Source organism: Pseudomonas sp. BIGb0278 (genome assembly GCF_024809895.1).
GTDB classification, from domain to species: Bacteria; Pseudomonadota; Gammaproteobacteria; order Pseudomonadales; family Pseudomonadaceae; genus Aquipseudomonas; species Aquipseudomonas shirazensis.
The window spans coordinates 1,315,427-1,341,422 of the sequence record NZ_JANUEL010000001.1; the positions used below are offsets into that span (position 1 = coordinate 1,315,427).

The following is a 25,996-nucleotide window of genomic DNA, read 5'->3' on the forward strand; positions in this document are numbered from 1 at the left end:
GCCTGTCAGCGTGCTGATCATCACCCTGCTGCCGTTCTTCTTGAGGTTTGCTGTAGCGCTTTATCCAGGCATAGAGGCTATGCGTCGACACGCCGAGACGGGCCGCCACCTCAGCGACAGGCAGCTTCCTTTCGGTCACTTGATTGACTGCTTGGATTTTGAATTCTTCGGGATAACGCGGGTTGCTCATGGCACCTCCTGATTGGCCTCATTTTAAGGCATGGAGGTGTCTACGAAACCCGGGGCGATTCAGGCTGTGGGCATCAACCACTGCCGATGTTAATTCCTGCAACAAACTCAAGCAGGTCACAAAAGCGACCAGCCCCACTACGATCCAGATGGTAGCCTTGGATGCCGACTACTCGGGGGCCATCAGCATCACATCGCCGGGAGTCTCCGATCATCAAAACGTTAGGCGCGTTCGATCCTGAGAGCTGGTTGGGTGCAACATCGAGCTGGGTGCAGATGTGTTGGTACATGGCCCTATCAGGCTTCATCAGCCCAACCTCGGCACTGAGCGCATAGCCATCAAGCCCCGGCAGCAGATTCCGGGCTACCGAGCAATACGGGCCACCCAGGTTTGAGCACACGCCAATTTTTATTTGGCGGTCTCGCAGCAGATCGAGCGCCGGCAGCGCCTCCTCGAAGAGTGTGATCGATCCAAGTTCGAGCTCTAGGCAGCTCTGGAGCTCAGTGAGTTGAATGGAAGACAGCTTGATTCCAAAAAAATCAGCAGCCTCCTGCAACCCGCATGCGTTGGTCATGATCCAGCGCAGGTCACCAGGGTACGCGGCGCGCCCCTGCTGTGAGCCCAGGCGGAGGAGTCGTCGATAGGGGTTCTGCCGGTTTCGAATTTCCAAAAGCGTACCGAAGAGGTCAAAAATTACCGCGACTGTCATTCGTTGCTCCTCGTCGGTACGCAGCCTAGCAGCTGTTCGGACTAGCCGCTACTGCACAATCACTCCATGCGCGGCGAGCTCGTTTACCAGCGTGTCCCGGCGCAGCATCCGTGGGATTTTAAAGAGACTTCTATATGCATAGAAGAGGCACAAAGGCGTAAACAGTAGTCCGATGCCAAATGTCGCTGTTGCGATGATCAAGCCCGCAGGAATTGCCGCCACCGCCAAAACGATCCCTTTGAGAATGCTGGATTTAGCAACCTCCCGCAGGTGATCAAGGTCATATTCAACCTTTCCATCTGCTTTTTGGAACGCCACCAGAACGATGGTTTTCTTGTTCAAATGCTTGTAGTACCACGTACGAGGCTTGTCAGTAACAATTGCCCCATGCCTTTTCAAGTAGTCCAGCATGCAAACCTCCTTGAAATAGAAGGTTTCCCCTTCACCGTCTTCACACCGAACTTGGCTGTAGAGCGTATCAATGTCAGCAGAGTTTTTAATGTTGTAGTTCTTGACGGTAAGCTCAATTTTTTTCAGATCCGACATGCATTTTCCTTAGTGCATTAAAAAGGCCACGTGAATACGAGCGCACACGAAGCCGTCCAGCGAGCTGGTCAGCGGGATACATAAAAATTTAAATCTAAGGTGGTCACCGCGGCTTGCCAAGCACTACAACGTGAAAGCGGCCTTCATGCTGGGTGAGCCAACCCAACTGGATGCTCACCGCGGCTCGCTGAACTCGCTGGCGATAACGTAATAGTCTCTGCCACTGAGGCTGCGCATTAGCTTGAACCCCGCCCTTGTCTCAACCATCTGAAGTGGAGGGGTAGCAACCGTCATTCCATTCGAGCTTACGTTTGACTGATCGTTGTAAACGAGCGCCGCATAGCTCTGCCCTACCCTTGCTGCGTTGACAAGGTAAGCGTCGACCACCACACCCCAGGAAATGCCCTGTGCCTGGATGACCTCCGAGGGAAGATCCTGATCGAGCTCTATCGGCTCGACGGCGTGGTAAAAAAAGTGCTTCATCGCCGAAGTGGCCATTAGATTTGGATCTCGAAGTAAGGGTCAAAACCGGTGTTCTCTCCGGGGTAGCCACGGGGGTTTGAGATCACCCGGCAGCCGGCCAGCTCAACATCTATAGCCTCATGCGTATGACCGAACACCCACACATTGGCCTGCTCGGTTAGGTGCTGCCAGTCGTTGGTGTACGCTGCAGTAAGGTGCCCTTCATGCTGCTCACCAATCACCACGGGAGATGGTGAGTGATGTGTCACCACTACCGTTTTGCCGCCAAACGGTCGAGCAAGCTCTTGGGTGAGCCAGTCCTTGGCGATGTGATTCCGGGTAACTAGGTCATCCGGTCTCAATCGTCTGTAGTTCGAGTCTGCCCTGATGTACTTGAAGTCGTTCATGCCTTGCCTGGCAGCGTTGGTGGCCGCGACCTGGTTCCCTGTTGACGTGAAGTCAGTCCATGATGTGCTGCCGAGGATTCTGACATCCCCCAGAATCAGCGATTCGTTGTCCAGAACATGCACGTGGCCGGCCGCGGCGTCCTTCATCTTCTGCAAGGTGCGATCAAGGTGCCCGTCGTAATACTCGTGGTTCCCTGTGACGTATACGACTTGGCAGACGAACGTATCGTTGGCCCATTGGACGCCCCTGGCCTTTTTGTTGATGTCGCCGGCGAGGATTACCAGGTCAACTCCAGCATCAAGGGACGGCGGGTCGAAACGGTGGAGCTCGGCGTGTAGGTCTGAGTAAATTCTGATTCGCAAACGCTGGCTCTTGAGGATTTAGCAGTAAATTGACGCACACCGGATCTGTCAGTGCGGCGAGCGCATGGGTTTGCCGATGCGATGGATTGAAGGCTTCCTAGCGCTCCCATCAAAATTCGGACACAGTGCCTTTTTATTCGCTCGGAGCACTATATTGCATGGAGTGGAGACGTGCAATATGGCTTTATCCTCAGCTTTGGATGCTCCCAATGTCGCTGAGAGAACCATTCGCCGCCGTCCTGAGGCTGTCGCGCGCAGCCCAGAATCTCTCCCAGGAAGACTTCCATGGTCGGGTCGAGGCTCGTCAGCTGAGCAACATCGAACACGGCAAAAGCAGTCCTACCCTCTCCACCCTCGAGGACATTTCAACTGTCCTCGACATCAATCTAGTCGCCCTCCTCGCCGCGGCCTCCTCCCATGCCCGCCGTCAAACACCCAAGGAGTTTTTGAAAGACTTGGCCGGCGAGCTTGCCAAGCTGGAAAAGCTAGGTGTCCTGGACAACCTCGACGGCGAGTTCAGGGACGGGAAACTTCACTCGGTGCATCCCCGTATTCGATCAAAAGAGATCAACCGGGCGGCAGTACTCAAGTGCAGGGCTGAGGGCAAGACCCAGGTTGAGACTGCGGGGCTGCTGGGGCTTGGGCAGTCGACGGTTAGCCGGCTTTGGAAGGACGAAGGTTGAAAACATCACCCCGTGTCACCGCGAGCTGGATTTGATGAAGGTGAGCTGCGGAGTCGATCGACAGGCCGCTTCATGGATCAAGTTTTTAAGAAGTCGATCTAGGTATTCAAGGTTCAGGGCCTAGCGCAGGCACAGACGTCCCAAATCTTGCGGTGTACAGATGGCTGCCACCCGACAGTGGCGCGGGATTCCACGGCGACGGTCATTGGTGACCCTGCGCCTGGTTCAGTCCTCCGTATAGTGCGGACTGGCCCCCCCTACGGTATGAACGCTTACTATCACGGCGCCTTAGGTCAGGCTTGCAGTGCCCGATTAGTGGCTCTAGCGCGTCCATTTCTCGACAGTTGCGGCGCCGTGTAAAGCTTTCCACTGCTTCAATAATTTATGGTTAGCCCCGCGAGTCTCTATCACTTCGCCCGTGTGAGGGTTGAGGTAGCTCTTCAGCGGACGGGGCTTTCTTTTTTTAGCAGGTGAATTCAGTTGTCCTGCAGGCACCTTAGAAAATTCTTCGGAGCCAAGACTGGGATCAAGAAGCAGTATTATATCCTTCGAAGCAAACTGATACTTATCAGCAAGTGAGTCCAGGCGAGTCAGGAAGTTAAAAGCCTTGACTACTTCAAGATCATTAATGAGCGGCATTGCAGTAGAGCACTCATTGGCAAGCCGATCATTTACTTCAAGCAGCTTAATCAACTTTTCCATAGCGCTCTCACCTTATGCAATAAAGGCTATCAGGCATAAGAGCTTTCCCGAGCTCGGGATCGCTCATTTTTTGCGGGCTCTGCACAATCGACGAAATTGTTCTCAGTACTTCCATTTGGAATAAGATCTAGCAATGGATTCACACCCTGCTGGGTGAATTTTTCGCGAGCGCGGAGCAATTTGACAACTTGAGGCGTGGTATAACCAAACTCGATCATCAGTGCCTTGAGCTGGGTCTGAAACTCGATGTCCAGCAGATAGTCAGGCTGACCTTTCTTCTTCGACAGAGCGATCAGCATCGTGGCCAATTGATGCTCAGCCAGCCGTAACTCGACAAGGGTATGCGACCTGCTCATATCATCCACCAATCTGCGCTGAGTGAGCCATGTGCGTTGAGTGTAGCCGATGCATTCTCTTGAAGAAACCCAGTCTGACGGTTACCCTCCCGCTGGTTAAGGGCCTTTTCTAAACACCTTTAGCGTCAGTATTTTGGCTGCTTGTAGGCGTGCGAGAACCATCGTGAGCAGGTTGCCTTAAGGAACCAGAACGACTGACGAGATCGAGACGGGATCGATAATTCGTAAAAACCGAACATTCCCGCCAGGTATGATGGCCACCCTTTTAGGGCATGCGCTGTACACCCAGATCAATATAGGCCGAAACCGTTTCAGTGATCAATTTTGGTAGAATCCGTCGATGCGGGTTGCAAAGGCTCTATCACAGGGCTTTGCGCCTGGAAAACCTTCTCACCTGCCTTCGAAGTGAAGGAGAATCTGCTATCTGAGCCTCGGTGGCTTGATATCCCAAAAGGTGCCCAAGCGATGTGACTACCCATGATGTACTGGCCGATACTTATCTGGAAATCGGCGTGCAACTGGCTTGGGCGCCGAAAGTAAATCTTATCCAGCCATATGGCATTTCGGCATTTGCAAATTTGGACGTGATGGTCTACTCGAGCTTGAGCTTGAGCGTGAGCGTGAGCGTGAGCAACATATCTGCGGAGATGGCGATAGTTACTAGAAGTAGGGAGCTTCGTGGCATATTTACTACTTGGGATTTAGTCAGTAGTCTTGGATATACCGTGACGCGCTTTTCAACATAAATATTGGGTCACTTTTCATACTGCGCTTAGTTAGCTGACGGTCATGGCGCGCATGCAAGCAAATAAATAGCGGCGCGAGCTTTTTGACAACAGCAGGAGAAATATCACCCCCTACTTCTATGTTCCTAGCCTAACAATGACCATTTCGACTAGCACTGCCTGATAGCGTCAATAGCAACTACACGGTTTAGGAAACTCTGGATACCGGCAAAATTTTTTCTAACGGGCCTTTCTGCCACCCAAGCTGGCGCAGTATTCTTCACCGCAGCGCGCAACACACGGACAGGGACAAAGCGAGCCGTTGCTAGTAACTCCTGCGCGTTTTCGGATAGACAGCTTGTCAGATAAGGAAAACGAGCAATGAAGCTGTGCAGCCTGCGGATATCCAATTTTCAGTCGTTTGGCCCTGTACCGACCCCGATCACGTTCGAAGACATAACGTACCTCCTGGGCCCGAACGGCGCAGGCAAAACCGCAGTCCTCCAGGCTCTTTGCAGGCTATTCGCATTTGAGCCAGGGTTGCGTCGCGTCCGGCCTTCTGACTTTCACGTCCCAATTGGCTAGAGCAATGCTGAGGGCGGCAGCACGCTGTGGTTGGAGGCAGAGTTTAACTTCCCGGAGACAGCTGACGATGAGGACAACGATACAGTTGCTCCGCACTTCGATCACATGCGCCTCCAGGCTGCGGGCGATGTGCCGCGAGTTCGTTACCGCCTTACTGCCATGGTCGACGACGAAGGTGATGTCGAAGAATCGCTCGTCTACGTCACGCAGGCCGATGCCGATGGAAACCCCACCGTCAGCTCCATAGTTCCCAAGCACCAACGCAACCAGATCCACCTTCACTACATCCCGGCCCGGCGTGATCCATCCGACCACATCGCGTACGGAGCGACGGCTTTACTCGGACGGCTATTGCGTGCAACTCAATGGGGCGGCGATCGCAATACGGTCAAGGAGTTGACCGACCAGATTACCAACTGCCTTGCAGGTAATGCTTCTGTCAAAGCGCTCGGGCAAAGCCTGAATGCGTCATGGAAAGGCCTACACAAAGGAGCTTTCTTCGCCGAGCCCAAGCTCACCTTCGTGAATTCGGACATCGAGATGCTGCTACGCCACATGTCGGTTTCATTCACACCGGGGCATGGAGTGAGTGAGGTAGATTTTTCAAGGCTGAGTGACGGGCAAAAATCGATGCTCTATCTCTCTCTGGTACTCGCTGCCCATTCGATCAACCGTGACGTGAAGTCAGGTAAGAATACGGCTATTGATCCAGCCAAGTTGAAACCACCCGCGTTCACCATCTTGGCTATGGAGGAGCCCGAGAACAGCCTGTCACCTCAGTACTTGGGCAGGATTGTTAATGCTCTGAAAGGTTCCATAGGTGTTGATGCTCAGGCACTGATCGCAACACACGCGCCCTCGATGCTGCGCCGGGTTGATCCTGAAAACATCCGCTACTTGCGGCTCGGCTCGAATCGGTGCTCTATAGTCAATGGCATCACGCTTCCCGCCAAGGAGGATGTAGCCCATAAATTCGTCCGAGAAGCCGTCCAGGCCTTTCCCGAGATCTATTTCTCCCGGCTTGTAGTCTTGGGTGAAGGTGACAGCGAGGAGATCGTCCTTCCGAGGATTCTTCAAGCCAAAGGGGCGCCGGTCGACGAATCGGCGGTGACCATCGCGCCCCTGGGTGGCCGCCACGTGAATCACTTCTGGCGCTTGCTTTCCCAGCTCGGCACGCCGTACATCACCTTGCTTGACCTAGATCTTGCACGGTACCAGGGCGGCTGGGGGAGACTGAAATACGTCAACGACCAACTAGCGCTTTTCCAACCTTTCAAGGTTTTGCCCTATACGATCCCGGCCTGGGACAGCCATGAATTTAAAGTCAGAATCCACAACGGGGTCTCGCCTACATCACCAGAGACCCTATTCGACCTACTTGAACAGCGCGGCGTGTTTTTCTCGGCACCACTTGATCTAGACTTTGCCATGCTGACCGCCTTCCCTCTAGCATTCAATGCACTACCTGCTGTTTCAACTCCAGAAAGCCAGAAGGCGGTTCTCGGAAAAAGCCATCAAGGCGCTGATCAATACAGCCCGCAAGAGCAGGCTTGGTTCGATGCCTACCACCATCTTTTCAAACTCGGCAGTAAACCCGCAGCTCATCTCACCGCGCTCTCCAGCCTCTCTGACGCTGATCTCCTCGCCGGCCTCCCACCTGCACTGGATCGACTCGCTAACGCGGTGATTGCAGCGCTAGAGGAGTCACCGGAGTGATTCACCCTGACCGTTGGACGCCTTCACCTGGCCTGACTCTGGAAACGAACGCTTGGCACGCTATCAAGGACACCCAGCATTCGCTTGTCCTTTTGGCGGGGCCAGGCGCAGGCAAGACGGAGATACTGGCCCAGCGTGCGGATTTTCTCCTGCGCACTGGTAGTTGCCGGTATCCCAAGCGAATTCTTGCGATTTCCTTCAAGTCCGACTCAAGTCGCAATCTTAAGGAACGTGTGAGCCTGCGATGCGGATGGGAGCAAGCAACACGCTTCGACAGCTTCACGTTTCACTCATTTGCCAACCGAATTGTCAGTCGCTTTCGGGTGTTATTGACCGGCCCAGAGGCTCTGAACCCTGATTACTCAATAGGCAAAGAGGCCATTCCTGGCGAGCAGATTACCTTCATGCAGCTGCTTCCCATGGCGCTCAAGATTCTGCGTACAAGCAAGATCGCCCGAAACACTATCCGTCAGACCTATGCGCACGTATTTCTCGACGAATTCCAGGATTGCACCTCAGATCAGTACCAACTGATCAAGCTCCTGTTTGAAGGAACGCCGGCGCTCCTGACCGCTGTAGGCGACACCAAGCAAACCATCATGGGTTGGGCCGGCGCGTTAGACGGCATCTTCAAGCTTTACGCTAATGACTTCGCCGCCCGACCACTACGGCTCTACCGAAACTTCCGATCCAAGCCGCGCCTGCTGCGCATGCAGAACAGCGTCATTCGGGATATCGACCCTTCGGCCCTTATGCCCGACGAATTAATCGACGGAGACAACGGTGTAATCCGCGCAGGAAATTTTTCCTCGAGCACCGCTGAGGCCGTTTCTCTGGCAAACCTGATCCAGAAATGGATTGAGGTCGAAGAGTTAAGACCAGCCGAGATCGCCGTTCTTTTCCGCGGTGAAATCGATCTGTACGCGGAAGAACTCATGGAGCAGCTGACGCTTCGTAACATACCTTTCCGCAATGAGAACACCCTTCAGGACTTACTCAAGGAGCCTGCAGCCAGGCTGATGATCGACTACCTGACCTGCCTCTATACGCGAGGCTCCAATAAGGCTTGGTCGCGGCTGATGGATCTCTTCGCGCCGTTTGATGATGAGGGCACCAGCGACAGAACTCACAAATCGTTCGAGCTTTGCTACAAGCAGCATCAGCAGCAGGTAAAGGCGGCAGCAAAGACAACGACCCCTTACGCCGATTGGTGGAAGCTCGCCAAAGAGTTCTTCGACACCTTGGGGCATCCCGTGATGACGGCTCTTTCTTCAGACTACGAAACCAAGCGACGCCTGAAGGAGATCATTCGCGATACTCGTAATCACATCACCACCCTCCTGCAGACAGAACCCGACTTGCCAAGGGCGCTTGCCCGGTTCTCCGACGACAACGCAGTGAGATTCTTATCCATGCACAAAAGCAAAGGATTGGAGTTTCATTCAGTGATCATCTCCGGAGTCGAGCAGCAAACCTTCCGCGGTAAAATCGAGGACGAGCGACAGGTCTTCTTCGTCGCAGTCTCTCGAGCAAAGGATCGCCTGATCATCACCACGGCGAATCAGAGGCAACGTCCAGCGGGAATATCGGCGGGCAAAAGATGGGATGTCGCGAGACAGCCGCACGTGACCTTCGTCACCTACGTCACCGAGCATCTGTCGCCCAAACAGCCGCAATGAGGTCGGTTAGTGGGGATGACACAGGTGCCAGAGGCCTAAATGTGGTATCCGCGGTCAAGGCTGATTTACTTGAATGCGCATGGCATAAAGATGCACGAGTTAGCTACGGTGCGCCCTTTGACCTGAGCAGCCGAACAAACACCCATGAGATCGCCTGAAATTGTTTGGGGGTCAGCGATTTGATCGCTTCCTCCAGTATCCTGGCCAACCCTTCCTCTAGATAGTTTCGGGTGGTAGCCGCCGCCACCTGCAGCTTGGTAGTAGGGAACTCGGCACTTTCAGATCGGGTGATCTGGTTTATAAGCTTGCCTTCTTCCGGCGTGATCAGCCCGTACGCGATTCCCAGCAACCAATACGCTACCGCAATTTCCCGCGGGCTCGCGGTGTCAATCGATGCCTGAGGCGATGTGATCTTTTCAGTTATGCCGATACTGGGGGATTTGAAAGGAACGTGAAAATAGGTTCGCGCAATGCCTGGGCTCAACCGATAATGGGTTGATGAGTGAAGCCATAATCCCATCAAGAACTGTAAGCCGCTGCCCACTTGTCCATCCCCGGCTTTATCGCCAGCTTCATCGCAGAGGACACGTTGGTACCAGTGCTGAACCCGCTGAGTCAGCAGCAACAGCTTCCGGTTATTCGCGACTACTGCATTAGGCGCTGCCCTTCGCAGGGCAAAATCAACGTCCAGTCGAGACAATGGGCTATCTAGATACTCCTGGTAGCCCTGCCATCCCCGATCCCGTAGATCCTTTGGCCGCTCGATTAGCCGGGAAAGGAGGACAGGACGATCATGAAGTACGCACACAGATGCGCCGCGCATTTTCCATGACTTTCGCCAGATTGGTGTCTGGCAGGCGCTGATGTCGTTCTGAAAACACAACCGGCAATATTTATCGTCTACTTCGGACGGGACTGTGTGGGATTCAACCATCTCAAACTGAGCAAGGATTTGGGGCCTATGAGTGCACTTGAACAGATCTAGAAATGCAGAAGATTTGTAAATCAGGTCTAAATCACCCTTCACTCCGGGGTCTCGGGCCGCCAGGCGTAGGATTTCAGTCTCGAAAGTCGAATCGACGTAATGTAGATGGAACATCCGGGTCAGCCACGACGACAGTGATTCGTCGTGCAGTGGCTTCAAGAGCCCGTAAAACGCACGCACCGTCGAGCCCCTACTCATTGCTTACGGGTGGGCCGTTGCCAGCCCCGTCTTCGAAATCTTCGTCGCGCTCGTTCTCGACGAGCAACTGCTGATAGACCTTGCTCCGTGAGGCTCGAGCGATGGCGCCACGCTGCAGATACAACCACTGAATAATCCTGACTGTGAGGCCTATCAGTCCATGTGATTCGCGATACAACTGGCAGATATTAAGCGACATGAGGAATTCTGAGCCCAACGAATATTCCTGACAGACACTTTCCACGAAAGCTTGGTAGTCCTGATCAAGCTTCATCGGTTGCAGCACCTTGATCTCGCTAGGAATGCCAGCATCCACGAGTCTTGCATGGTGGAGCTCTACTGCGTCAGTAAGCCCACTCAGTATGAGCAAGGGCGGACGTCGCAGGCGGGGAATGCTCAAAAGTGTCTCCATGTTAGGACGGACTCCCCGATGTTCAACGTCTTTGTATTTCTGCGCATCCTCCATGACTAATACATCGTACTGCCGCAAGTCTAAAATTCCGGCGCACATGTTCGATAGGCCATGGAAGCAGGGTATGGAACTTACCGTACCCACCCCCAGGCAATGGAGCAATTTAGCGTGCAAGTATTTGTTCCCAGGAAAGGGGGTGTCATCCAGCATCAGCACTCGCTTTCCATCCTTACGCGCTCGAGCGGATACTCTTTCCATCAGCATGGACGCCCCAGCCCCCGATAGTCCGGTGATGCAGATGGCCCGGGGCATCGTTCCTTGATGCTCGGCAATCGCAGCCAGACAGTCCCGTAAGACCGAGTCATTGCTAGTATTCGCAATCCACGGGGACAAGTCCCCAACAGGTCTGATGGCTCGCATTCATCACTCACTCGTTGCCATGGTGATCCGCGCATTCTGGATCAAGAGGGCCTGAGCATCGGCTTTCCCGTGAAGCCTATCTGCTGCAGTTTGGAGGCTCACGACATCGATGTACTCCTCACCCGAAATAACGGCGTAGCGACATGCCTCCTTCAAAATGTCGATCATGGTTCTCAGTGAGCTGCACTTGCTACGAACCTTGTATTTTTTACCCTTCTGCGTCTTGGCTCCAACACGCGCAGGCGACGCCAATTCGTACAGTTTGTCGCGGAAAATGGTTGATGACACTTCGGATGGAAGTCGCAGGGGCATGTAGCACATGAAGGACGCAATGAAGGATGCAAGCAGATTGTCATTTTTCCATTCAGGCAGCTCAGTCGTGCGATGCCCGTAACGCGACTGAATCTGATCGTCGAGCTCCAGCATATCCTGGAGCTCGTTGGTACCGCACAGGATCACATTCAAGCCCCAGTCCTGATTAGAGAAGCCCTTCAACGCCTCGAACATATTGTGGAGCCGCTGACTCGTCACGCGCCGGTCAAGACCATGGGCTTCGTCGAAAATGACTGCGCGGATGTTGAGCCGTCGGACAGCCTGCTGTGCTTCTGCGTAGTCTCTGGGACTGAAGGTGTAAGCCTTACCACGGACAATCATCCCCAGTTCTTGCAGGAACCTTTTCTCCAGATCGACGCCCTTCTTGCGATTGGACAGATCGATGTACATGACCTTTCCTGCCCAACCTCCCTTGTCCGAAAAGCTCTCCTCGCTCCACCGCTGAGCGAGCCTGCTTTTACCGACGCCAGGAGCCCCGATAACGGCCATCCCGGGATTCGCCTTTACCCTAGGCAACGACACCAGAAGCTTGGCGCATTCAGTCAGCGCGGTGCCGTATGGATGGGGCACCCACACATCTCGGTAGCACATGAGCGCGCGCTCTTCGGGTGGCAGGAGTAAATACTCGCGGGTCTTCCTGGTGAGGTGCTCGTTCATATGTCCTCATCCAACTCGGCGATGATGATGGGCATGGGCGTAGTTGGCTCCGCATCATCGGGTTCACTGGGCTCTTGGGTAGGCCCGAAATGCCCCATACGCTCGAGCTGGGCGACATCCTCCTGAGCCCTCTGGATGGCTTTAGCCTCCTTCTTGCCCTTCGCCTTGATGCTGTTGAGTTGCTCCTGAGCATCCAGGCGCTTGTCATCAGCGTCGGGGTCTTCACGTCTTGCCTTCAGGATCATCTTTTGCTCAGCTAAAGTGAGTGGCTCAGTGTGTGAATTGACCAACCAGAGCGGATGCCAGTGATCTTTATAAAGCCCCCATATCCTGTGAAGATTATTTGGATCAATCTTGATATAAATCTTCTCGCCGACCATCTTGGAGAAAGGGCCGAACTTATAAACCAATTCGCGCGTAACAACGCCATTACGCGCTACGGTTACCTCACGCCCTTCTAGAATATCAATAACAAATCGGCCTGGGTCGGAGACTGTCGGCGGTGGAATTATTAAGCCGTCGTGCAGACCATATTTTCGCTCAAAGCGCTGATTGGGCGACAACTGATCTTTGCGACTTTTCTTGTTATTAAATTTACATATCCAGACGATTATGAGCTCGGTCAGCCTCTCTAATGTGTAAATTGCTTTTTTATGAGGTTTATAACCAGGCCCCTTCTTAGTGGCGGAGGCTGTGGCACCATCCAAGGTTTGGACGAAGCTCCGGTTTAGTATTCCTAATCCCCGCTCTATCCCGCCTCCCGATGCAGGGCGCAGTCGTGGGATGTGCTTGATATCTTCGTGGTCGCAGGCAACCCTGAAACTTTCGGCCATTAAATCAGATCCATGATCTACGACATATTGCACCGGCTTTCCATAAAGTGGCCAATGGAGATGAGAAAGTCCGAACTTAGCCAAAAGCGCCGTCTTGGGGCATAAGGCCATATGTACGGCTGCAGATATGCTAGCGCGTTTTGGAGCGCCGAATAATAGTGCAAACCCCATGATGCCCTTTGTGTCTCGATCACGTACGAGCGTAAGAAAGGCCCTGCCCAAAGGCGCACCCGTGGAAGACATCGCATGACAGTCTAATGGTGTGTGGTCAATTTCATGAATTCTCCCGGGATAAAACTCTTCCACAGTGGGTGTGGGATAATTACCGAACTTTGCTTGCGCTGCTTCGGGCCCATCACTTGCCTCAAGCCGGTCTCTCTCCGAAAGTGCATGCCAACGTCTCCACACAGTGGTACGACTGGGAGGACGCTTGTTGATATTTTTGCACTGCAGCTGGATCTCATCCAGCGCCTCAGCGTCATTGGCACCATAGTTAATACGATGACTACCAAACACTACAGTGATTATCGCATCCACATCGGGATCGATGCGTTTTTCCCCTGGGCGTCTGCCATCTTTACCCGCCATCTGCGCTCGCCAATCAGGGTTGAGGAGATGGATGCGTTTTATTTTGTGGAAGATAGTCGGGCCGACCTTCAATTCCGCCATAGCCTGGCGCTTGGAAATCGGATCGACCTTCGCGCAGTGCTGACGCATTATATCCGTTCGCCGTTGGGCCTCCGTTTCGGCCTCGCTCTGAGCTTCAGTAACCGGAACTGGCTCATGGTCACCCAGACTTGCTCGAAAGTGCTCGTGGTGCTCAGCCAATGCTGCGATGGCTGCTTTGTCAAAATGGCCGTCCATTTTGACGACGTTCTTCTGAGAGACAGTACGGAAGGTCTCCACGCCAATTATCGTTTTGAGCCTGTAGGTGTTAGATGTGAGGTCGTAGGTGACCACTTCGTAAACCGAGAACGCCGGACTAGGGTTTGATACTTCTTCAGCGGCCATTGGATCGTCGATGACCGGATTGCCCTCAACAGGCGTGGAATCCTGCCCTTCGCTGAGTACGAATTCCCCTGGCGCTCTCGCGACTTTAGCGTCGATGGCTTCACTGACTTCATCAACCGTAACTAGCTCACCGATACGCACCTGGGCGGTCATGGCTCCATCCCCTTGATGTCAAAGATCAGTCCACGCGGAGTGGCGATCATTGTAGGGTCAGGGTCGCCCTGTGAGAGGTATGTCGTGATGTCACGGATTCGACGGAGCATGAGGGATTTCGTGGGTGCGCTCACCCCTGCTGTTGCGCAATAGATTTGGATCAGCCGGCACAGATCGACTTTGGTGCCCAAGACTTCGATTTGACCTGCGTCTGTGAGAACCAAGTTTGATGCCACCATTTCGGTGATGACACCTTCCCTGATGAAGTCCTCCTCATAAGGAAGGATCTTGGATGACGGTTCTGACTGTACTGGAGGTTTTGGGTGTTTGGGGTGCTGAGCTGGCTGGGGCTTGTGGGACTTCTTCGCTACGACGCTTGTGTCTACCCAGCCAGCGCTCAAGCTCGTACGCCTAGCCATCCGCGCAGTGTGAAATGCTGACTCGTGGCTGGAAATGTAGGCGTACGCGGCTGCCACCAAATCCTCTTTCCCATCTAGGACATCGTGATTTCCTTTCGGGGTCTGTGCCACGATCAAGATGCGCAGGCGCTCGACCGCAACCAGCGCCGGGATCATCAAAACATCCTTTTGCCTAGCAGTCCTGACTAGACCTTTACCCCACTTGAGGATGCGGACGCGAGCACCCGCTGAGACCTTGCCGGTGACGATGTAAAGCTCGGGGTCATCTCCGTGCGTGACAAATGCGCCGACATAGGTCATTACAACCTACCTCAAGTGAGTAATATTCCTTAAGGTTTAGCAGCAATTAAGGCTGGTGCAACTGGAAATTTCGCAAGTTTGTAAGCTCTTGTTTTAGCTTAAAATATTGAATTTCGTGTTTCGCAAACTTGTGAAATTTGCGTTTTGAAAAATCGGTGGTTTGTGAAATTTTTGCCCGCAGTTGTAATGGCGACAAGGGGTTAGAGGGAATGCGGAGGTTATTGGATACAGACAAGTGTCGTTTCCTCTACTATTTGGACACTCGTGCGTTTTCCAATGCTGATCGCTGCATCACTGCAGCTCAAGAAACTCGGGGCCCCTCAGCCGTATTTGCACGTTATTACGCGTGGCGTCGTCTCATTGGCTTCGCCATACTTCTGCCACGTTCGATGCGCCCTTCAGAAACGCAATCGCTGTGCTTCCATCAGATCTTGCACTAATTGATCATTTTGCTGATGTCTTCCACATGTACCCACTCCGATCTGAATTCAACGGTGAGCATCCTGCCAACCAACCCGGCATACGTCCGCCTGAGTGGACACCGTCCTCGCTAGTTACTTCAGTAAGACCGGGCCTATCCGATAAAAGGCGGCTGAGGGAGCACGCGTCCATGCTGAAGAAATTAGCTTTTCTGCTACGTCGTCGAGATCACTCCAGCCAAGCTAAGGCAAAAATACCCGATCAGCAGGCAAGCAGCAGCAATGCCGGAAACTACGGTGGGTACGAGAAACACCAGCCAAACCCTCTGGGTTCGAGAACTGAAGTCTTGGAAAGCTTTCTCGAACTCCAATAGAACGTTGGGATGCGCCCGCTTACCAAGAATGGCCTGGGTCTTTCGCATATGCTTGGCGCCCCAAAACATTTTGACGATCTCCCAGCTGATGAACAGAGTCAGAGAGACTGTGATCGCGAGGCCACAGGCGTTGAACAGCCAGGTTGGGATTTTCCCGGCCAAAGTTGACCAGAATGCAAAATAACCAGCGTATCCAGCCACCATGATCAGATTCGTGTAGGAAGTGGCGTTGCTCATAAGCTTTTCGTTCAGCTGTATGAAAGCGCTGATCTGCTTCTCGACTGCCTGCTCTTGCCTCATCTGCTCCACCTCTTCGACCAAGCCTTCAACCACACGGTGTATATCACGGCACCATCCATCCAAGTCGCTATTCATCCTCACCTCTCGCTTTCTCCAAAGCTGGAAGGCTAGACCTTCTCTGTACATAGGCGTGCTGCAGTCGATCAACACGGTATATCGCCCCTGTGCTTCTAGACTTCACAGCCTTTGGTCACGAATTAGCTTTGCGCAGCCATGCGCTCTAATTGCTGGATCTCAGGCTTGGGCAAAGCCATGCGAAGGCTTTCACGATACTGCTCTGCCGACGCCTCATGAGTGACCTCGACAACAGCATCATAGTTTTCTCGAATGACCTTCTCGATCTCAGCAATCTCGGCTCTGAAGAACTCTTTTCGCCCGTTGACCTTGTTGAGCCGACCAGGTGCAAAATGCTCGTGGAGTTTCGCTTCTAGTGCAGGAGCGTTGTTCGAGAAAACCATCGCATGCACGTCAAACCAGAACGGTACCGAGGCGTCGCCGAGCTCATCAACTCGATCCATAGGTTCAAGGCGGCGAGTCATGCCGATCTTGTAAATGCCTTCTCCGAACGCGCCCAGGTTAGAGATCACATACACATACCCTGCCTTAGCATTCTGCTCGCGATAATCGATGAGCTTTTCTTCGCTATCGAGCTCGGCTCGACCTGCCTCAACCTCTGCCAGCTTCACCAGCAGCGCTGAACGCTCCTCATCAGATTGCACTTGTTCCAGGCGAGCCTGGAGATCACGCATAGCGGTCGTGAAGTGTTTCCGCTCCTTGGCGATTTTCTCACGCGCAGCGCGAATTTCTTGCTCAAGCTTCTGCTGCTCTCGAAGCTCTTCTCGGGTGCGTTTGGCCTCCTCCTTTTCCTCTTGCTTCTTGATCTGGAATTCATGAGCAAGGTGCAGCTCATCGAGCTTAAGGTCGAGGTAGATACCAGATATCCCGACACTCATTATTTTGCCTAGTCGATTGCATGCCTCATACGATTTGAGGATTCGCTTCTCACCGAGCTCAACGTTGTCGAATTTCACGTTGGCAACGCAGGCATCTGCTTCGTTGTTGAACGACCGGATCACCAGCTTGATCATGTCGTTCACAAGCTTGCGACCTTGGGCCTGGCTGTTGTTCACCGTCCAGTTCGAATTGCTGGTGGCTGCCTGGCGATTCTTGATCAGGACTTTCTGACGATCGCGAACGTGATCCAGCCGAGACTTGTACTCCTGGCTGGTCGTCAGCTTGAACTTAGGCTCATAGAGGGCGAAGCTTTCCAGGAGCACCGTCTCTTCCCAGACGAGTATCTGCCCCTGCAGGTCAGTGGAGCGCTGTGCGAGTGCATCCAACTCTCTCTCTGAGCGTTGGGTTTGCTCGCGTACATCGGCTAGCCTTGCTTGCTCTTTCTCAATCAGCTTCTGAATATTCACTACATCCATGGCGCCGATTGTCGTGACGAGCTCTTGCAGCTGAGAATGCTGCACCTGAAGTTCCGCAAGCTGGGCCTCAAGAGCTTCTGCACGCTGCCGGTGAGCCGGCCCTTTCAGATAGTCACTAAACGACATGGGTTCCTTCCTCGATTTGAGTCGAATGCATAGACCGGAGAAGCACGAGGTAGGTATTTGAACGCTCTACAACGTTTAGCCGCGCAAAGCCCAAATTGCATTAGGTCAATGCGCCCCTTCCCTGCTGAGAATGAGCGTAACCGGAGTGAAGTCATAAAGCCATCACGAGGACAGCTAGGTTTTAGAGGTTTACAGGCGCGCTATGCTGCTCATTCCAACCTGCTACTCTCTGGGCGCACGACCCACGTGGGAAGACTCCACGTACACCGAGTTTGCTCACACCGCGTGCTGTGAGCCCTTCCCTACCGCCAATTCCCGCGTCAGCCACTCAAGATACCCGGCAATCATCACCTCATCACGCTTGCAGTAAGACCACTTGTGCCTCTTCGCCACCGTTACAAACCCGGCCTGCACAAGAATCTCCAAATGCCGGCTTGCAGTCGGCTGAGCGACACCCAGCGCCTTGGCAATAAGCGTCATGCAAACGCCGAGTTCAGCAGGATCTGCCGACCACTGATCTGCAAAGTGTTCATGAGGCTTCGCAAGCAATCGAAGTATCGTTACCCGAACCTCGCTGCTCATCGCTTTCATCTGTATTGATCTGTCCATGCCGGCATCATATAGTCATTTAGCTAAATGACAATATGAGGTGAGCCATGCTGGATCTACCCTACACGTCAATCATCGAAGGCAACGCTGTCAGATGGGGAAAGATGGGATCAGGCGCCCCCTTGGTAGCCATCCACGGAACGCCTTTTTCCTCCCAGGTCTGGAGGCGCATCGTTCCCCTGCTAGCTGACCATCGCACCCTGTACTACTTCGACCTGGTCGGGTACGGCCAGTCTGAGATGAGGGCGGGTCAGGACGTTTCGCTGGCCGTCCAGAACAATGTGCTCACTGCCCTCTTTAAAGAATGGGGCTTGAACCGGCCAGACGTGCTCGCACATGACTTCGGCGGTGCTACTGCGCTGCGAGCGTACTACCTGAACGGCCTGCGTTACGCGTCTCTTACCCTGTTCGACGCAGTCGCTTTGACTCCGTGGGGCTCGCCGTTCGTCCAGCATGTCCGCCAACACGAGGCAGCATTTGCTGGAATGCCCGATTACATGCACCGCGCGCTGCTGGCTGCTTACCTGCAAACCTCAGCAGCGACCCCGTTGAGTGAAGAAGCCCTGCGCATCTACAGTGCCCCTTGGGTGGGTGAAGTTGGTCAGCCAGCGTTCTATCGGCAGATCGCGCAGATGGATCAAGCGTTCACTGACGAGATCCAGCCGCTGTACACAAAACTTGATTGCCCGGTGTCGGTTTTGTGGGGCGCTGAAGACGCCTGGATTCCGTATGCGCAGGGCGAGCGTCTTGCCGAGCTGATTGCCCAGCAGCCCTGTATTCGAGTCGAGAATTGCGGTCATCTCATGCAAGAAGACCGGCCCGAGGCCATTGTGGCGGCGCTGTTGAAACTAATCGGCGCAGGCTGAATAGTCGTTCCCACTGGATGCCGGCATGCCTGGAAGACCGCTGAACACGATAAGCATTAATAGTCCTTTACAGCGAGTCACTGCGACACTGAGCATGGTCAGTCATGTGGCAGTAGCTGCCACTGCTCACCCGGTGCGCTTCCTAAAGCGGCATGACACGGCTATCCCGGCGATGCTGAGTACGGTGACAATTAAGGCACCAGACAACACCTGTAACCAGCAGCGCAATTGCTGCAATTTCGTATGGATCAGGAAGCCGATGCGCCCATAGAAAGCCAATAAGCAGCGCCGCCAATGTCTCTATCACGAGCACTTGCCCACTCAGTGCCAAGGGCAGGAGCCGGCTCGCCTGGTTCCAGCACGCGCCGCCCACCACGGAAGACAGAAAAGCTACCCCGCCAGCTACCAGAAGAAAATCAAGCCATTCAGTGTTGCCGTACGTTCCGGCCTGCCACCCCAGCACAGGTAGCGCCAAGAGCAATGATTGAGCGCCCGTCATGACTCCTGTCAGCAGTGCCCAGTCATTGGAGGAAACGCTGGCGACCTGAACCAGACGCCGAGCGTTACTCACCGCGAACCAGCTCCAGGTCACTAACGCGCCCGCCGCGCACAGAATCCCTGCGATGTTGGTGAGGATATCGGTCCGGTCGCCGTTGGTAATTGCATGCCAACTGATGAGCGTTACCCCGCCCACTGCACAGCACAGCGAAGGAACGAGCTTGCGCAGCGGAACGGCATTTTCGTCATGCCGACCTGCCAGTGTGATGAGCACCGGAATCAGCCCGACAATCAGCGATGTTGTAGCTATGCCAACCAACTGCACGCCGGTGCCCACCAGCGTGTAGTAGATGAGATTTCCTATCAGGCTGAGCCAGAACAGCGACTTCCAGTCGGCCTTGCTGAGCTTGGCGCACACGCGCTTCCAGCGAGGTGCGAGCAGCGCCCCGGAAATCACGCCATAGCAAAGAAACCTCAGCACGGCGAATTGCAGGCCGCTCAGTTCGGGGGTCAGTTGCGGGCCGAGGAAGATCACCCCCCAGCACACACCCGCACACACCCCGTAGAAGATACCTTTCAGCAATAATCGATCTGCACCCATTTCACCCGCGCTCCAAAACCTGATGAGCGAAGTCTGGAGCAGCTGTTTCGGTGCGTATTGTCGGTAACTACGGAATGCTTTACCCAGGCTGTTGCTGCGCACGACGGTAGGCCGCCGGGGTCGTGGCTTTCAGGCGCTGCATGGTGCGTGTCAGCGATGCCTGGTCGCTGAAGCCCGCACGCAAGGCTATGTCAGCAATGGGCAAGGCAGTTCCACGTAACCATCGCTGCGCTTCCTGCACACGCAACTCGGTCAGCCAGGCCTGCGGACTCATGTCGAACACTTGCCGGAATCGCTGATGCAGCTGGCTCACGCTCATGTTGGCAAACCGAGCCATGGCTTCATTGTTCCAATGGGCTCCAGGGTTGCTCCGAAGACGACCAATTAACCGCTCCATAGGGTCGGTAAAACAGGTAGCGTCCGGGCTCAGGGAGGACAACAGCAAGGGCCCCAGCTGGCACGTCGCGATGGAGAGTTGCGCATGACCTATCAACTCGGCGAACTCGATGAGCCGACGCGTTGCGGGGGGGATTGGCACATAGATGTTTCGAGCCAGGCGCTCGATGTGGAGCGTTTCCAGCGTGGAAGGCGCGCAGTCCAGGACCAGAAAGCGGCTATCGATGTCGCAGTGTTGCGAGTGCTCTGAGCCAGGTTCCACAAGTGCCGCCAATGACTGATCGATGCAGCCGCCGCGACCGTTTACGTCTATGTCCATTCGGCCGCGAATCGGCAGGACCAATTGAGCGTGATCGTGGTGATGGTGAGGGGTGTCCCGCTCATAGCTGCGCACTTCGAGGCTTAAAAACATTACTGCACCTTCCGCTCCGGCAGGTTATCCGACGTGTGTGTTACTGCCCTACTCCACAGCCGTTAACACTGTCAGCGCGAGCGGCCTTGGAACTCACCGGATCATATCCCTTTTGCTCATGGCCTGCTTTCCAGGAGGACAGAAGATTCCTCGCGGTGTGCTAACGGATAGTCCAGGGAGATGCGGAAACAATTGAGCCTCCAGCTAATCAGACGGAGGCCCAACAGTAGTACAGTTTGTGTTTAATGCTGGAGCTCGCAGAAGCTCAAGCAATGCCTCTCGCCTTCAACGGCTAACCGGGACAATTACTAGAGGCTCCTGCCTGGACTCAGCGGCGCAGAACGCGATCCAGCACCAACAGGGCAATCGCGCCAATAGCCATCGCAGTCACTGGCTTTTCTTTGACGAAGGTGGACACGCTGTTCATTGCATCGCCGTAGGCCTGGGTCACTTGACCGCATGCCTGGCGGCCCGCACCTTCTGCCTCGAGGCTGGAATCACCAAACAGTTTCCCGACAGCGCTCTGGGCTTTACCGGCAACTTGTTCTACTACGCCTTCAACCTGTTCACTCTTCATGTTCGTCAAACCTTCGTGTGTCAGTGGGGAGGCTCAGGGTCTGCCTGAGCCGGTAGATAGCTGCACAAGGTTAGGGTGACAGGCGTCATGAATAGTTCAACGTCGATGCGCACCGGTCATATCGCCAAACGACTAGCTACGTCGACACCTGCTCAAGGAAGATCAGCTGCAATGGCTCAGCCAGCAGCTCATCAGCGATGCCAGCAAAGTGCTGGAAATACGGCATGGCGAAATGCGCATCGAGCGCGGCCTGATCTGCGAAGGCCTCGCGCATGTAGAACGTGCCACGCTCATCACGCAGCTCGAACAATACGTAGTCCAGGTTGCCCGGCTCCGCACGGGTCGGTTCGACCAACGCCAGCAGTGCATCCTTCAAGGCTTTTCGTTGACCAGGCTTGGCCTTGAGTACGGCAATTGATACCAACGCTTTGGCGGACGCATCCATCATAAGTTCTCCAGAACAATGAGTTTGAGGACCACCGTGGTCCGTGGCGATGATATTCAACTGGCAAGCTCTGCAGAAAAACCCTCGCATTCCGGCAACACTTTCGCTTTAACGGTGAAAATGAAGCCGCAAGGTTTCCGGGTTATCGCGTTCCTCAACGGGAAGGCGTCAAGTTCGGCACGCACGTGCCGATATCCCTCAGAGCGACTGTCCAAGCGCCATCCTGGCCCCTATCAGCGACCTGCTCTATCTACCAGCTCTGAGGCTGTAGTGAGTATTCACGGCAAGACACGGGCGTTATCCGTTTCGCCAGCTACCAATAACTGCTTGATAAAAGCCTAAGCACCGGGTGATGAATGCGCCGTATATCGTTGGGCCAGTGGCTGCGCGCTGGGGCGGCCGTGGCCGCATTGACCGTATTCAACACCGCTCCAGCGTTCGCGCTATCAAATGGCTGTACGGCCATCAACAGCTTGTCCGGCTCAGTTTCACTGGCATTTGGTACGAACAAATATCCCGCCTCGGACTTTCTCCCGGGAGATGCGCTGACGCTGACATTCAGTGACAGCGGGGCGGCGTACCAGGGCAATCCCACCGCTGCTGACAGCCTTAGTCTCGCTCGCTACAGCCTTGCCGGTTTTCAGACCTACAGCGCAGCGAACAGCACCACCAATACGCCGCACACGGTCACCATGACCGTCCCCGCAGGCAGCCTGGAGGCCAATGGTGCAGCCATTCGGGCTACGACCTCCAATGGCCAGATCAGCAACCTGGTGTTCAGTTGCACCAGCCTCAGTGCAGTATCCACGGATGCCACCCTATCCAGCCTAACGCTCTCGACAGGCAGCCTGACGCCAGCTTTCAGCACGGCCACCACCAGCTACAGCGCTTCGGTCGGCAACGCTACAGCCACCCTCTCCCTCACACCGACCACCACAGACAACAGCAGCACGGTCACATTGAATGGCACACCGGTAAACTCAGGCAGCGCTTCCCCGCCCATCGGCCTCGCAGTGGGTTCGAACGTCTTCGCGCTGCTGATCACGGCTGCGGATGGAGTCACTACCAAGTCTTACACCGTCACCGTCGACAGGGCCCAAGCCGCGCCGCAGGCCAGTGCGGTTACGGCCAACGTGAGTGCCAACAGCACAAACAACCCGATCAGCCTGGCCATTACCGGCACCGCCAGCTCGGTCGCCGTCGCTACTGCAGCCAGCCATGGCACAGCCACGGCGAGCGGAACCAGCATCAGTTACACGCCTGTCGCGGGCTATTCAGGCAGCGACACTTTCACCTATACCGCGACTAACAGTTCAGGCACCTCTGCGCCGGCGACGGCCACTGTGACCGTCTCGCAACCAACACTGATCATCACTCCGTCTGCCGGTGCATTGCCCGCAGGCCAGCTCGGCAGCAGTTACAGCCAGACCTTCAGCAGTGCTGGGGGCACAGCGCCCTATGGCTACGCAACCAGCGGACTGCCAGCGGGGCTGTCGCTGAATGCCTCCTCCGGCGTGCTCAGCGGGACGCCCACCACTGCCGGCAGCTACACGCCATCGGTCATCGTCACCGACGCCTATGGCGCGACCGCCACCACCAACTACACCCTCTCGATCGTGGCGCAGGCGCCGGTGGCGAGCGCCGTATCGGCAAGCGTTGCCGCTAACAGCACAGGCAACGCGCTCACCCTCAACCTGTCCGGCGGCCCTGCCGACAGCGCGGCGATCGCCAGCCAGCCCATGCATGGTACCGCCACGGCGTCTGGCCTTGCCCTGCGCTACACGCCTGCAGCGGGCTTCGCCGGGGTCGACAGCTTCAGTTATACCGTCACCAACGCGGCCGGCACTTCTGCGCCGGCGACTGTAACCATTACCGTCACGGCGGTGACGCTTGCACTCAGCCCGGCCAGCGGCCCGCTCCCCGGCGGCACGGTCGCGTCCAGTTACAGCACCTCGCTGCTGGCATCCGGCGGCACTGCGCCTTATCACTATGCCGCGACCGGCTTGCCGAGCGGCTTGACCCTCGACACCAGCAGCGGAGTGATCAGCGGCACACCTACCCTGGCCGGCGCCTATAGCGTTGCAGTCACGGCCACGGATAATGTTGGCAATGCCGGCAGTACCAACTACACGCTGGCCATTGGCACCGCCTTGCCCACGGTCGCGGCGGTATCCGCAGTGGTCGCCGCCAACTCGTCGAACAACCTCATTGCCTTGGGGCTCTCGGGCGGCGCTGCTACCACCGTGACCGTCACATCGTTGCCGTTGCATGGCACGGCGGTCGCCAGTGGCACCAGCATTCGCTACACGCCCCAAGCAGGATTCTCGGGCAGTGACAGCTTCAGCTACAGTGCCAGCAATGCCAGTGGCACATCGGCTGCTGCCAGCGTTTCCATCACGGTCAGCCCTGCTACCCTGGTGCTGGCTCCGGCAGCCGGCACGTTGCCCGCTGCCACCGTGGGCAGCGTCTACCGGCAGAATGTGAGTGCCAGCGGCGGCGTCAGCCCCTATCGCTTCAGTGCGGCTGGGCTGCCGGCCGGGCTGACGCTGGACCCGGTATCCGGCAGCCTGTTCGGCACGCCGACTACTACCGGCAGTGGCTCATTTTCGATCAGCGTGACCGATGCCAACGGCACCCAGATGACGGCCAATTACTCGCTGCTCAGCAACGGCGTCACCCCCGAGGCAGCCGATGTCAGTGCGTCGGTTGCGGCCGGCCAGAGTGTCGCCCTGAACCTGACTGCGGGCGCGAGCGGTGGCCCGTTCACCTCTGCAACCCTGCTCGACACACCGTCGCAGGCGTTGGGCAGCGTGCGCCTGAAGCAGACCGCCCTTGAATTCACGGCAGCGGCCAGGGCCAGTGGCACCGTCACTTTGCGCTTCACCCTGGCAAACGCCTGGGGTGTCTCGCAGGTTGCAACACTGACCCTGCAGATCAATGCACGGCCTGACCCGGGCAAGGACGCCGAAGTGATCGGCGTGCTCAATGCGCAGACCCAAAGTGCTCAGCAGTTCGCCCGGGCGCAGGTCACCAACTTCACTGACCGTCTTGAGCAACTGCATAGCCCGGACGGGCACCGCAACGCCTTCAATCTGCGCTTCAACCCCACGCAGGCACACGCACGGAACAAGCCAGGCCAGGCGGCCGACAGCGAGCAGACCGATCTCGATCTGCTCGCAGCCACACAGATGCTGGCCGACGACCAGCCGCAACTGATGCATGCAGATCCAGCCGACCATGACCCCACTGCGCCTGCCAGCGGCAATGTATCGGTGTGGACAGGGGGCTATGTTGATTTCGGCAATACCGAGCGCGGCGGCAGCAAGGTCAGCAGCACCCTGATTGGCGTCAGCAGCGGGATCGACTTTCGCTTGAGCCGTGCGCTGACAGCCGGAGTGGGTATTGGCTATGGCAGCGACAAGAGTGATATCGGCTCTGCCGGCAGCACTAACCGCGGCAAGTCCTACAGCGTGGCTGCCTATGCCAGCTATCACCCGAGCGCGGTATTTGTCGATGCACTGCTCGGCTACAGCCGCCTGCAATTCGACAGCGAGCGCTTCGTGACTGACTCCGGCGGCTACGCCAAAGGCAGCCGTGACGGCGATCAGCTGTTCGCCTCGCTAAGCTCTGGCTACGAGCTGAAAAGCCGGAACTGGCTGGTATCGCCCTATGGCCGCTTGGATACCTCTACGACCTGGCTGCACGGCTATCAGGAGTCGAATGCGGATGCCAACAACCTCGATTACGCCCAGCAGCGTTTTTCACTGGTGTCGGGCGTGGCTGGCCTGCGTGGGCAGTACGGGATTGCGCTGAGTTGGGCCTACCTGACGTTGCGCTCGCGCCTGGAGTTCAGCCACACCTTCAACTCCGAATCCAGCGCCCGCCTTGGCTATGCCGATGTTGGCAATTCAACCTACACGATCACCACCGAAGGCTTCGGTGACGACACCCTGGCTGCGTCGCTCGGGATGGATCTGCTGTGGGCATCGGGGCTGAGCACCGGGATTGGCTATCAAGGCACGCGGGCACTGGGGCAGCAGTCGCGCTCGGATGCGCTGTCGCTGCGTGCTGCCTATCGCTTTTAACATCCCCCGCGGCC

Annotated in this window: 23 protein-coding genes and 2 pseudogenes; 6 read left to right on the plus strand and 19 right to left on the minus strand. The window is 55.6% G+C overall.

What is annotated here, in order from left to right:
* Window positions 1-4: 4 nt before the first annotated feature.
* From M2396_RS05975 to M2396_RS05995, 5 genes and pseudogenes are all read right to left on the minus strand, one after another.
* A pseudogene (locus tag M2396_RS05975) lies at window positions 5-190 on the minus strand (transposase); the annotation flags it as partial.
* A 73-nt stretch (window positions 191-263) separates the two neighbouring features.
* The gene (locus M2396_RS05980; RefSeq protein WP_259073779.1) at window positions 264-899 is read right to left on the minus strand and encodes an HAD family hydrolase; all 636 of its coding nucleotides are present in this window, start codon (window positions 897-899) and stop codon (window positions 264-266) included.
* A gap of 48 nt (window positions 900-947) precedes the next feature.
* Entirely contained in the window at window positions 948-1,445 is a 498-nt protein-coding gene (locus M2396_RS05985) for a hypothetical protein (RefSeq protein ID WP_259073782.1), read from the minus strand.
* A gap of 174 nt (window positions 1,446-1,619) precedes the next feature.
* Window positions 1,620-1,943, minus strand: a complete 324-nt coding sequence (locus M2396_RS05990) for a hypothetical protein (protein WP_259073786.1) — start codon at window positions 1,941-1,943, stop codon at window positions 1,620-1,622.
* Window positions 1,943-2,677 (minus strand): metallophosphoesterase, encoded by a 735-nt coding sequence (locus tag M2396_RS05995; RefSeq protein ID WP_259073788.1) that lies wholly within the window; start codon window positions 2,675-2,677, stop codon window positions 1,943-1,945. Before M2396_RS05995 ends, M2396_RS05990 begins: the two co-directional genes overlap by 1 nt.
* Before the next feature lie 209 nt (window positions 2,678-2,886).
* Between M2396_RS05995 and M2396_RS06000 the strand changes: the two genes are divergently transcribed.
* Window positions 2,887-3,360, plus strand: a complete 474-nt coding sequence (locus M2396_RS06000; RefSeq protein ID WP_259073791.1) for a helix-turn-helix domain-containing protein — start codon at window positions 2,887-2,889, stop codon at window positions 3,358-3,360.
* Between the two features lie 321 nt (window positions 3,361-3,681).
* Here the strand turns inward: M2396_RS06000 and M2396_RS06005 are convergent, their stop codons facing one another.
* Entirely contained in the window at window positions 3,682-4,062 is a 381-nt protein-coding gene (locus tag M2396_RS06005) for a histone-like nucleoid-structuring protein, MvaT/MvaU family (protein ID WP_259073793.1), read from the minus strand.
* A gap of 29 nt (window positions 4,063-4,091) precedes the next feature.
* Entirely contained in the window at window positions 4,092-4,418 is a 327-nt protein-coding gene (locus M2396_RS06010; RefSeq protein ID WP_259073795.1) for a hypothetical protein, read from the minus strand.
* Between the two features lie 467 nt (window positions 4,419-4,885).
* Between M2396_RS06010 and M2396_RS06015 the strand changes: the two genes are divergently transcribed.
* The 3 genes and pseudogenes from M2396_RS06015 to M2396_RS06025 all read left to right on the plus strand — a co-directional run bounded on the left by M2396_RS06015 (window position 4,886) and on the right by M2396_RS06025 (window position 9,123).
* A complete protein-coding gene (locus tag M2396_RS06015; protein ID WP_259073798.1) occupies window positions 4,886-5,164 on the plus strand; it encodes a hypothetical protein in 279 nt (92 codons plus the stop codon).
* A gap of 360 nt (window positions 5,165-5,524) precedes the next feature.
* Window positions 5,525-7,444 (plus strand): annotated as a pseudogene (locus tag M2396_RS06020) (ATP-dependent nuclease).
* A complete protein-coding gene (locus M2396_RS06025; protein WP_259073800.1) occupies window positions 7,441-9,123 on the plus strand; it encodes a UvrD-helicase domain-containing protein in 1,683 nt (560 codons plus the stop codon). The pseudogene M2396_RS06020 and the gene M2396_RS06025 overlap by 4 nt, the downstream one beginning before the upstream one ends.
* Window positions 9,124-9,226: 103 nt before the next feature.
* Here M2396_RS06025 and M2396_RS06030 read toward each other — a convergent pair whose 3' ends face one another.
* The 8 genes from M2396_RS06030 to M2396_RS06065 form a co-directional block, all read right to left on the minus strand.
* Window positions 9,227-10,288, minus strand: coding sequence for a TniQ family protein (locus M2396_RS06030; protein WP_259073802.1), 1,062 nt, complete (start codon window positions 10,286-10,288; stop codon window positions 9,227-9,229).
* A gap of 10 nt (window positions 10,289-10,298) precedes the next feature.
* Entirely contained in the window at window positions 10,299-10,928 is a 630-nt protein-coding gene (locus tag M2396_RS06035; protein ID WP_259073803.1) for a hypothetical protein, read from the minus strand.
* Window positions 10,929-11,141: 213 nt separating this feature from the next.
* Complete coding sequence (locus M2396_RS06040) at window positions 11,142-12,128, minus strand: TniB family NTP-binding protein (protein WP_259073804.1); 987 nt, start codon at window positions 12,126-12,128, stop codon at window positions 11,142-11,144.
* Window positions 12,125-14,125: an integrase gene (locus tag M2396_RS06045; RefSeq protein WP_259073805.1), complete on the minus strand. Its 2,001-nt coding sequence runs from the start codon at window positions 14,123-14,125 to the stop codon at window positions 12,125-12,127. Before M2396_RS06045 ends, M2396_RS06040 begins: the two co-directional genes overlap by 4 nt.
* Window positions 14,122-14,844 (minus strand): hypothetical protein, encoded by a 723-nt coding sequence (locus M2396_RS06050; protein ID WP_259073806.1) that lies wholly within the window; start codon window positions 14,842-14,844, stop codon window positions 14,122-14,124. The genes M2396_RS06045 and M2396_RS06050 overlap by 4 nt, the downstream gene beginning before the upstream one ends.
* A 634-nt stretch (window positions 14,845-15,478) precedes the next feature.
* Window positions 15,479-16,012, minus strand: a complete 534-nt coding sequence (locus M2396_RS06055) for a hypothetical protein (RefSeq protein WP_259073809.1) — start codon at window positions 16,010-16,012, stop codon at window positions 15,479-15,481.
* Between the two features lie 122 nt (window positions 16,013-16,134).
* The gene (locus tag M2396_RS06060; RefSeq protein ID WP_259073812.1) at window positions 16,135-17,493 is read right to left on the minus strand and encodes a DUF4041 domain-containing protein; all 1,359 of its coding nucleotides are present in this window, start codon (window positions 17,491-17,493) and stop codon (window positions 16,135-16,137) included.
* A gap of 276 nt (window positions 17,494-17,769) precedes the next feature.
* Window positions 17,770-18,084 carry a helix-turn-helix transcriptional regulator gene (locus M2396_RS06065; protein WP_259073815.1) on the minus strand — a complete coding sequence of 105 codons (315 nt, stop codon included), beginning with the start codon at window positions 18,082-18,084 and terminating at the stop codon, window positions 17,770-17,772.
* A gap of 65 nt (window positions 18,085-18,149) precedes the next feature.
* Between M2396_RS06065 and M2396_RS06070 the strand changes: the two genes are divergently transcribed.
* On the plus strand, window positions 18,150-18,968 hold the full coding sequence (locus M2396_RS06070; RefSeq protein ID WP_259073818.1) for an alpha/beta fold hydrolase: 819 nt from the start codon (window positions 18,150-18,152) through the stop codon (window positions 18,966-18,968).
* Between the two features lie 142 nt (window positions 18,969-19,110).
* On the opposite strand, the gene M2396_RS06075 is transcribed toward M2396_RS06070, so the two are convergent.
* The 4 genes from M2396_RS06075 to M2396_RS06090 all read right to left on the minus strand — a co-directional run bounded on the left by M2396_RS06075 (window position 19,111) and on the right by M2396_RS06090 (window position 21,897).
* Window positions 19,111-20,067 (minus strand): DMT family transporter, encoded by a 957-nt coding sequence (locus tag M2396_RS06075; RefSeq protein WP_259074228.1) that lies wholly within the window; start codon window positions 20,065-20,067, stop codon window positions 19,111-19,113.
* A 79-nt stretch (window positions 20,068-20,146) separates the two neighbouring features.
* Complete coding sequence (locus M2396_RS06080) at window positions 20,147-20,875, minus strand: AraC family transcriptional regulator (protein ID WP_259073823.1); 729 nt, start codon at window positions 20,873-20,875, stop codon at window positions 20,147-20,149.
* Between the two features lie 328 nt (window positions 20,876-21,203).
* Window positions 21,204-21,452 (minus strand): CsbD family protein, encoded by a 249-nt coding sequence (locus M2396_RS06085; protein WP_101319281.1) that lies wholly within the window; start codon window positions 21,450-21,452, stop codon window positions 21,204-21,206.
* Between the two features lie 136 nt (window positions 21,453-21,588).
* Window positions 21,589-21,897 carry a putative quinol monooxygenase gene (locus tag M2396_RS06090; RefSeq protein ID WP_259074230.1) on the minus strand — a complete coding sequence of 103 codons (309 nt, stop codon included), beginning with the start codon at window positions 21,895-21,897 and terminating at the stop codon, window positions 21,589-21,591.
* Window positions 21,898-22,253: 356 nt separating this feature from the next.
* On the opposite strand from M2396_RS06090, the gene M2396_RS06095 reads away from it, so the two are divergent.
* Window positions 22,254-25,982 (plus strand): autotransporter domain-containing protein, encoded by a 3,729-nt coding sequence (locus M2396_RS06095; protein ID WP_259073826.1) that lies wholly within the window; start codon window positions 22,254-22,256, stop codon window positions 25,980-25,982.
* Window positions 25,983-25,996 lie beyond the last annotated feature (14 nt).

Excerpts from the sequence above, each read along its gene's own strand:
- M2396_RS06050 (WP_259073806.1), bottom strand. The coding sequence starts at position 14,844 with ATGACCTATGTCGGCGCATTTGTCACGCACGGAGATGACCCCGAGCTT.
- M2396_RS05990 (WP_259073786.1), bottom strand. The coding sequence starts at position 1,943 with ATGGCCACTTCGGCGATGAAGCACTTTTTTTACCACGCCGTCGAGCCG.
- M2396_RS05980 (WP_259073779.1), bottom strand. The coding sequence starts at position 899 with ATGACAGTCGCGGTAATTTTTGACCTCTTCGGTACGCTTTTGGAAATT.
- M2396_RS06040 (WP_259073804.1), bottom strand. The coding sequence starts at position 12,128 with ATGAACGAGCACCTCACCAGGAAGACCCGCGAGTATTTACTCCTGCCA.
- M2396_RS06055 (WP_259073809.1), bottom strand. The coding sequence starts at position 16,012 with ATGAATAGCGACTTGGATGGATGGTGCCGTGATATACACCGTGTGGTT.
- M2396_RS05985 (WP_259073782.1), bottom strand. The coding sequence starts at position 1,445 with ATGTCGGATCTGAAAAAAATTGAGCTTACCGTCAAGAACTACAACATT.
- M2396_RS06000 (WP_259073791.1), top strand. The coding sequence starts at position 2,887 with ATGTCGCTGAGAGAACCATTCGCCGCCGTCCTGAGGCTGTCGCGCGCA.
- M2396_RS06060 (WP_259073812.1), bottom strand. The coding sequence starts at position 17,493 with ATGTCGTTTAGTGACTATCTGAAAGGGCCGGCTCACCGGCAGCGTGCA.
- M2396_RS06090 (WP_259074230.1), bottom strand. The coding sequence starts at position 21,897 with ATGGATGCGTCCGCCAAAGCGTTGGTATCAATTGCCGTACTCAAGGCC.
- M2396_RS06075 (WP_259074228.1), bottom strand. The coding sequence starts at position 20,067 with ATGGGTGCAGATCGATTATTGCTGAAAGGTATCTTCTACGGGGTGTGT.
- M2396_RS06070 (WP_259073818.1), top strand. The coding sequence starts at position 18,150 with ATGCTGGATCTACCCTACACGTCAATCATCGAAGGCAACGCTGTCAGA.
- M2396_RS06005 (WP_259073793.1), bottom strand. The coding sequence starts at position 4,062 with ATGGAAAAGTTGATTAAGCTGCTTGAAGTAAATGATCGGCTTGCCAAT.
- M2396_RS06095 (WP_259073826.1), top strand. The coding sequence starts at position 22,254 with ATGCGCCGTATATCGTTGGGCCAGTGGCTGCGCGCTGGGGCGGCCGTG.
- M2396_RS06010 (WP_259073795.1), bottom strand. The coding sequence starts at position 4,418 with ATGAGCAGGTCGCATACCCTTGTCGAGTTACGGCTGGCTGAGCATCAA.
- M2396_RS06080 (WP_259073823.1), bottom strand. The coding sequence starts at position 20,875 with ATGTTTTTAAGCCTCGAAGTGCGCAGCTATGAGCGGGACACCCCTCAC.
- M2396_RS06045 (WP_259073805.1), bottom strand. The coding sequence starts at position 14,125 with ATGACCGCCCAGGTGCGTATCGGTGAGCTAGTTACGGTTGATGAAGTC.
- M2396_RS06085 (WP_101319281.1), bottom strand. The coding sequence starts at position 21,452 with ATGAAGAGTGAACAGGTTGAAGGCGTAGTAGAACAAGTTGCCGGTAAA.
- M2396_RS06065 (WP_259073815.1), bottom strand. The coding sequence starts at position 18,084 with ATGAAAGCGATGAGCAGCGAGGTTCGGGTAACGATACTTCGATTGCTT.
- M2396_RS06035 (WP_259073803.1), bottom strand. The coding sequence starts at position 10,928 with ATGCTGGATGACACCCCCTTTCCTGGGAACAAATACTTGCACGCTAAA.